Source organism: Infirmifilum sp., from assembly GCF_049970975.1.
Taxonomy (GTDB): domain Archaea; phylum Thermoproteota; class Thermoprotei; order Thermofilales; family Thermofilaceae; genus Thermofilum; species Thermofilum uzonense.
This window is the reverse complement of sequence record NZ_JBMFLX010000065.1, coordinates 1-7,199: the sequence shown is the minus strand read 5'-3', so window position 1 is coordinate 7,199 and position 7,199 is coordinate 1. Positions and strand designations below refer to the sequence as shown.

3 protein-coding genes and 1 pseudogene are annotated in these 7,199 nt (G+C 61.1%); all 4 read left to right on the top strand.

All coding sequences use genetic code 11. The features are described from left to right. A pseudogene (locus ACP5KC_RS07775) lies at nt 1–837 on the top strand (hypothetical protein); the annotation flags it as partial. Then, nucleotides 827–4,021, top strand: a complete 3,195-nt coding sequence (locus tag ACP5KC_RS07770) for a DUF499 domain-containing protein (protein ID WP_428287182.1) — start codon at nt 827–829, stop codon at nt 4,019–4,021. The pseudogene ACP5KC_RS07775 and the gene ACP5KC_RS07770, both read left to right, overlap by 11 nt. Further along, nucleotides 4,018–4,440, top strand: a complete 423-nt coding sequence (locus ACP5KC_RS07765) for a hypothetical protein (protein ID WP_428287181.1) — start codon at nt 4,018–4,020, stop codon at nt 4,438–4,440. The genes ACP5KC_RS07770 and ACP5KC_RS07765 overlap by 4 nt, the downstream gene beginning before the upstream one ends. Before the next feature lies 1 nt (nt 4,441). Then, nucleotides 4,442–7,199: helicase-related protein (locus ACP5KC_RS07760; RefSeq protein WP_428287180.1), on the top strand; the 2,758-nt coding region annotated here is incomplete at its 3' end.

Sequence of the window (7,199 nt, the reverse complement as noted above, 5' to 3'; positions counted from 1 at the left end):
GCCAGGGGCAAGGCGGCGCTCGACACCTCGATCGTGGTGGTGTGGAGGCCGGGCCTCGCCGGCGAGGCGCTCGCGGACGAGGTGTACAGGGAGGCCGTCGCGTCGGCGGAGCGGCGGGCCGAGGAGCTGCTCAAGGCTGGCTGGTGGGGCGTCGACCTGTTCGTGGGCACGCTTGCGGCCACGCTGGCCCCCTTCACCTCGAGGGAGAAGGTGGTAGGCGCCGAGGACATCGGCAGGCTGGTGGCCGAGAAGGCCTACCCTGCGGCCGCGAGGGGCCTGGCTAGGGCCCTAGCCAGAGCCGCGGGCGAGGAGGGCGAAGTAGAGGAGCTGAGGAGCGGCGAGGCGCTGTACTATATGCTAGCGAAGCTCCTGCTGCCGCGCAGCGCCAGGGCCGGGAGGAGGGTGATGGATGGGAGCACGGTGCACATCCTCGGCTTCGGGACGGGCGTCGACGACAAGCGGCTTGCTGCGTTGGCGATCGTTGAGAGGGGCGGCGAGGACTTCCTCCTGCTGGAGCCGAGGGGGGGCGGGAGGGACGACCTGGTGGAGCTCTTCCGCAAGCGGGGCCTCGACCCGGCGGAGCCCTCGCTGAGGAGCCCTGTCGACGCGCTGCACCTGCTCGAGTACTACGCCGTGAGCTACGGCGTCGAGGAGTTTAAGAAGCGCTACGAGCGGCTGAGGGCCCTGGGGGCCCACCACGTCGACGAGGCCGTGAGGCTCGCCAAGGTTCTCCACAGGCTGCTCCCCCCGACGGACCCCGAGAAAGAGCTATGCGGCCGCGTGCTCTCCTACCAGACGGGCACTGGCACGCTCGAGGGGTGGTTGCATGGGGCTTAAGGAGTACGCGAGGGCCCGGAGCGATCTCTTCGACGAGGCGCTGGACGCGCAGCTGGCGCCCTCGCTTGCTGACGCTTACCTGGGCCGGGGCCACGAGCTCTACAGGGACCCGGAGCGGTTCTTCGCGGCGACGTACCTCTCCGACTCGATGAAGGGGATCCTGCGCGAGGTAGCCGAGGCGGCGCTGGGGAGGGGGGCGCGCCGGATCTTCCCGCTGTTCTCGCTGTACGGCGGCGGCAAGACACACCTGCTGCTCGCGATCGTACACGCGGCAAGGAGGCCCGAGGCGCTCGGGAGGCTGGACCCCGAGCTGGGAGCGCTGTACGCCAAGGCCCGGCCAAGGGTCGTCGTGCTGGACGGGGAGTCCGACGAGCTGTGCCCGAACCCCTCGAAGCCGCTTAGCCTCGCCCCCTACCAGGTGAGGACGATCTGGGGCTCGCTGGCGCACCAGCTGGGCCGCTACGCCCAGCTCAGGGAGGAGGACGAGAAGGCCTACGCCCCCACCGCCGAGGCCCTGCACAGGCTCCTGGGCGAGGAGCCCGCGGTCATCCTGGTCGACGAGATCGCGAAGTACGCGACCAGGTTCCTCGAGTCAGGAGACGAGGGGCTGAGGGGCTACGGGAAGAACGTCATCGCCTTCGTCGAGAGTCTCGCCAAGGCGGTGGAGGGGACGAGGGCCGCGCTGGTGGTGACGCTCCCGCTCGAGGTGAGGGAGGGCGAGGAGAGGTACGTGGACGCGTACAGGGAGGCCGTCGGGATGATCCGGAGTGGCTTAGGCAGGGTCACGGCGGCCTACGACGTCCCGCTGCGGCCCGAGGAGATCATGCACGTCCTGAAGAGGAGGATCTTCGAGAGCATTGACGAGAGGAGGGTGCAGGAGCTCCGCAGCAGGTACTTGGACCTCTACAGCAGGGAGCAGGACGTCTTCGGGAGGGGCGCGGTCGACGCGGCGTCCAAGCTCGACGCCACGGCGCCGTTCCACCCGAGCTACCTGGAGACACTCTACGACATCGTGACGAGGAATCCCGAGTTGCAGCGGACGCGGGACGCGCTAAGGATCTCCAGGCTCGTCGTGAGGAGGATCCTGCAGAGCGGCGAGGACCCTGACTTCGTAATGCCGTGGCACATCGACGTGGCGGACGACAAGGTAAGGGGCTTCCTGCTCACCCAGTCCTTCGCTTCCTTCGCCCCTGTAGTCGACAAGGACCTCCTCGGCAGGGCGAGGCAGCTGGATCCGACGGGCCTCTTGTACAGGGTCGCGCTCTCGATCTTCCTGAGGACGTACGTGTACGGGACGGCGCTGACCCCGGAGAGGGTGTTCCCGACGAAGGAGGACGTGGCGTTCATGGTCTACGAGGAGTCCCTCGCCAGGGGCACCGGGCGTAAGCCCGTGGACGTGCAGAACCAGCTGAACATCGCGGCGAGCGAGCTGCTCTACCTGCAGGAGAGGGATGGGCGGTATTGGTACAACCCGATGCGCTCGGTCATCGAGATTGTCGAGGACGAGGCCAAGCGCGTGAGCCCGGTCACAGCCCGGGAGAGGCTGGTCGACGCCCTGAGAAAGCTCGCCCGCGAGCCCCCACCTGGTGCGCCGAGGGAGGGGGCGCCCCGCCTCTTCGACGCGCAGGTGGGGGACGAGCCGCTGCCCCTCGACAAGCCAGCACACTACCTTGTAATCTCCCCCAGGAGGCTGAGCGACGACGAGGTGAGGAGGATAATCTTCGAGCGGAAGGAGGGCGGCGGCAAGGTCTACAGGAACACGGTCGCCGTGCTCTACCCGAGCGACGCGAGGAGGGTTGAGCACCTGCTGGGGCTCTGCGCTAAGCTTGTGGCCTGCAATAGCGTGGAGAAGCAGCTGAAGGAAATTTACCTGGACAAAGACTCTAGAGAGCTGCAGGGCAAGAAGCTCAGGGAGCTAAGCAAGAAGCTTGAGGAGCAGCTGTACAGCGAGATAATCTCAGCCTTCGACACGGTGGCGTTCCCGAGCGGCGAGGACGTGGTCAAGGCCAGGGCCAGCCCCCGCGCCACGTCGCTCGCTGTCGTAGCCGAGGACACCTTGGCGAGCCCCGACGTGGGCAAGGCGAAGATCTACGCGCTGAGCTTCGACGAGCTCGACCACCTGCTGAAGAGCACGGGGGTTGCGCTGTCCGAGGGCGAGAAGGAGCTGACGGTTGGGGACATCCTCAGCTACTTCTTCACGAACCCGAGGCTCCCCTTCGTCAGGAGGGAGCTCGTGCTCCAAGCCCTGATGGAGGGAGTCAGCACGCTGAGGATCGGGCTCCAGAGGGGCAGTAAGCTCTTCTGGGCCCGCGTGTACAGGCGCGAGGAGGCCCCAGAATACCCGTCAGGCGAGGCACCCGAGAGCGTGCTGGAGACCGACATCGTCCTCCCCCGGAGGCTGGCCGCGTCCAGGCTGCTGGAGAGCTTGAAGCCGGGCGTGGCCGAGAGCCAGGGTAGGAAGGTGAGGGTCAGCTACGCCGTGCTGATCGATAGGCGCGAAACGCCGCTGGACCAGCTGCCCCCCGATAAGGTTGTGGACGTGCTCCTGACTTCCCCGTTGGTAAGGATAGAGGAGGAGATCGGGGACAGGGTCTTGGTCACCGTGGCGAGGAGCGCGGTCGAGGCGGCTCCAGGCGAGGAGGTGGCCGTCGAGGTCTTCGTGGAGCCCGTGGAGCCCCTCAAGCAGCCGGTGTCGCTGCGTGTTAGCGAGGGCTCCGTGGAGCCGAGCAGCGGGGTACCGCCCTTCAAGGCCACGTGGAGGCTCAGGGCCCCCGAGGCGGAGGGAGAGTATCGCTTTGAGGTCACCGCCACCTCGCCGGAGCTCGAGCGCCCGGCTCTTGGCGCGCTCGCCGTGTTCGTGAAGGCCGAAAGGGTTCCCCTGATCAGGAGGCTCGTCGCCAAGGAGCTCGAGGGGCTCGAGGATCTGCTGAGGAGCGGCGAGTTCGGGCCCCTGGAGCTGGAGGAGGGGCATGTCCGCCTGGAGCGTGGCGATCTGTCTGTCGAGCTTACCGTGAGGCGCGTCGACCCGGCGGTCTTCCCCGCGCTCGTGAGGGAGCTGATGAGGAGCACGGGAATCTTCGCGCCGAGGGAGCTCAGGGCGCTGCTCAAGCTGGGGAAGCCCGTCGAGTACACGGATGAGACGGAGAGGAAGTTATCGAAGTACAGGGGTGTAGATTTGCTATGAGCGAGGCGGAGAGGCTTATTGTGTACGCGGAGAAGCGGGTCAAGCGCCGCAATAGTGTCGACACTGTGCAGGTGTGCCGCTTCTACCCGAACGTCTACCTTGGGAAGCCGGAGCTCGCCGCTGTGTGCCCGTGGAGCGAGCTGGTGCTGCTTGCTGAGCGGCTTGGGGGGCTCGTGCGGCCTAAGAAGCGCTCGTTGAGGGTGGGGGAGGGTACCTACAAGAGGCTCGCGGTCTACGCGGCCGTCCGCGAGACGCTGAGGAGCGAGGCGAAGGTGAGGGAGCTGGAGGAGGTGGTGAGGGGCCTGGACGAGTACGAGCTGTTCTTCTGGTTCACGAGGTTCTTAGCGGCCTTCGAGAGGGGCAGGGTAGCGCTTCGGAGGCCGGCTCGGGCGTTCAAGGTACTGCACGGGTTGGACTAGGATGGCTGTAGATCTGGTCAGGGAGGTTTTCAGGGTTTACTCGCGTTATAACCCTGTATTCTTCTCGGCACTGGTTAAGGCGAATCCTCCGGTAACGCCGTATCTTCATCAGGCGGAGTTTCTCGCCAGGGTTTTATTCCGGCAGCCGCTGAGGGTGTTCGTAGCCGACGAGATAGGTCTAGGTAAGACGATTACTGCTATCCTGGCAATGGAAAGGCTCATGGAGCTCGGATACGCTGAAAGGGTTCTTGTTCTTGTTCCAAGAGTGCTTGTTAGGCAGTGGATCCTGGAGCTTGAGAGGTTTAATTTAATACCTAGGAGGATCGAGAGGTCTAACTTCAGGGGTCTTAATGAGGGGAGCTTCTCTAGAGGAGTTTATGTCGCATCCCTCGACCTAGTTAAGAGGTCAAGGTATCGGGATGAAGTACAGAGGGTGAATTGGGATCTCGTTATAGTCGACGAGGCGCATAGGCTCAGCTTACCCTCTACTGGTCGTGAGACGCTTAGGTTAAGGTTTGTGTCCAGTATATCGTCAGACGTTAAGAGGAATATGCTTTTTCTATCTGCGACGCCCCATAGAGGGGATCCGAGGGACTACTTGAATAGGCTCCGTCTCCTAGATCCTTACCTTGTAAAAGACTTTAAGGCCCTAGATAGACCAGAGTTCCATGCGAGTGCCCGCAACGTATTGATCTTTAGGCGGACGAAGATTGACGTCAACAATGTGTATGAGGGGAGGGAGGTTTTTCCCCCGTGTAAGGTTGTGGCTGTCGTTGTGCAGGCCACAGGGGACGAGGTCGAGTTTCACTCGAGGCTTATCAAGTTCCTCAGGACAAAGATACTTGACTATCACAAGCTTACAGGAACCGATCAGAGGGCCTTGGGCCTACTGAACGCCTTGATATTCAAGAGGGCTTCATCTAGCCCTTATGCCGCGATTAGCACTATGGAGAAGATCCTAGCGAAGAGGGCGGCCTTAATCAATTTGGGGCGTCACGACTTCCTCCGGCCTGGAAAACTTAACATGAAGCAGTTGAGACTGGCTAGGGCAGTCTTGGGTCTGGGTTTTGAGGAGCTTGAGAGTGATACTGACCCCGACAAGATAGTGGAGGATTTCGCGGAGTCTTGTTCAGCATACTTTTCCGAGAATGATGTCAAAGAGATGAAATCGCTGGTAAACCTTGCGAAGAGTATTCTAGAGAATGACAGTAGGCTTAGTGCCGTGATTGACCTTGTAGAGCAGCACGTGGGTTCAGGAGAGAAGGTTATAGTGTTCACTGAGTTCCGTGACACCGCAATGCATGTTTCAAGGATCTTAGCTAAAAGATTAGGACAGGAGAAAGTCGGGCTTCTTACGGGTGACGACGCTCGGAAGGAGGACAGACTATCAAACGTGAAAAAATGGCTTGAGAAGCCCGGTGGGAGGGTCTTGGTTGCAACGGATGTCGCCTCTGAGGGCCTGAACCTCCAGGTAGCCAACATCCTCATTAACTACGAGCCACCCTGGTCTCCCGTTAAGTTAGAGCAGAGAATCGGCAGAGTGTGGAGGCTAGGTCAGAGGAGAGAGGTGAAAGTGTACACTGTTTTTCTTGCAGTGGACAGTGACATGGACGTTTTGAAAGTTTTGTACAGCAAGCTCATAGCGATGGGGAGAGCTTTAGGCAAGCTTGACAAGCCCCCCGTAGGGGAAGAGGCGCTTGTGATAGATCTTGAGCAGCGCGCACAGCTTCCCCCACCAGTGGTTAGGCGTGGTCAACGGGTTTCAAGGGTTACCGAGTATCGTCTCAGGAGCGAGTACCTAAAGGGTGGTGAAAAGGCTTTAGAGAGGCTTGTCGAGCAGATCTACAATACTATAGTTCAGCTCCAAGAGGATCTCAAGAAGGTTGGAGGCTTAGAGAGGCCAGACAGGGATCTAATAGCAGAATTTATGTATAAGGGCACGGGCTTTGCCACTGTGCAAGAGGCGAAGGAAGCCGCAGGAGATCTTATAAGGTCTCTCTCGCGACTTAGACCCGACCTTGTCCACGAGTATGGAGGCGATTATGCTGTTAAATCGATTGGCGGGACTCCAATCCCATTATCCGAGACGTGGAGGGCATTGTCCGCTCTCATGAGGGCTCTGGGGGAAGTCTCCCTGCAAAAGCCGGTTTTTCTCGTTGCAAAAGGGGAGGCGGAGCGCGAAATACGGGTTTACGAGTTATCGTTTAAGGATGTAGAGGGGAGGGTTGTTTACAGTGAACCAGTTGCTGTTGATGATGCTGGGTCTGTGATCAGGGGTGCTGAGCTGTTAAAACTCCTGTCTTTGACATTGCGTGAACTTGTCTTGGAGGCCCAGGAATTCCAATCATCAGAACATAGCGATGATGTGAAATTAAGGAGAACGGCTCGAGACGTCCTTGAGACCCTTCTAAGCGACTACAGGAGGTATCGGGAAAGCCTCGTCAAAATGGGGCTAAGGGTTGGTAAGGATACTGATCCCTTCAATAAGTATACTCTGGGTGACCCTAGGCTTATCGGTGTGATACGATTCACTAGCCCCGGCGCTCTCGCCGTTGAAGCGGAGATGAGTATGGAGGAGCGCAGGCAGGTCGAGCAGGAGGCGATGAGGGTGGCGATGGAGTACGAGAGGAGCCGGGGGCGGGAGCCTGTGGACGTGAGCCAGCACGAGCACTACGACATCTACAGCAGGGACCCGGGGACTGGCGAGGAGCGGTTCATAGAGGTGAAGGGTCACAAGGGCCCCTCGCTTCTCGCGGAGC

Coding starts and splice junctions, on each gene's coding strand:
- ACP5KC_RS07770 (WP_428287182.1), top strand. CDS start 827: ATGGGGCTTAAGGAGTACGCGAGGGCCCGGAGCGATCTCTTCGACGAG.
- ACP5KC_RS07765 (WP_428287181.1), top strand. CDS start 4,018: ATGAGCGAGGCGGAGAGGCTTATTGTGTACGCGGAGAAGCGGGTCAAG.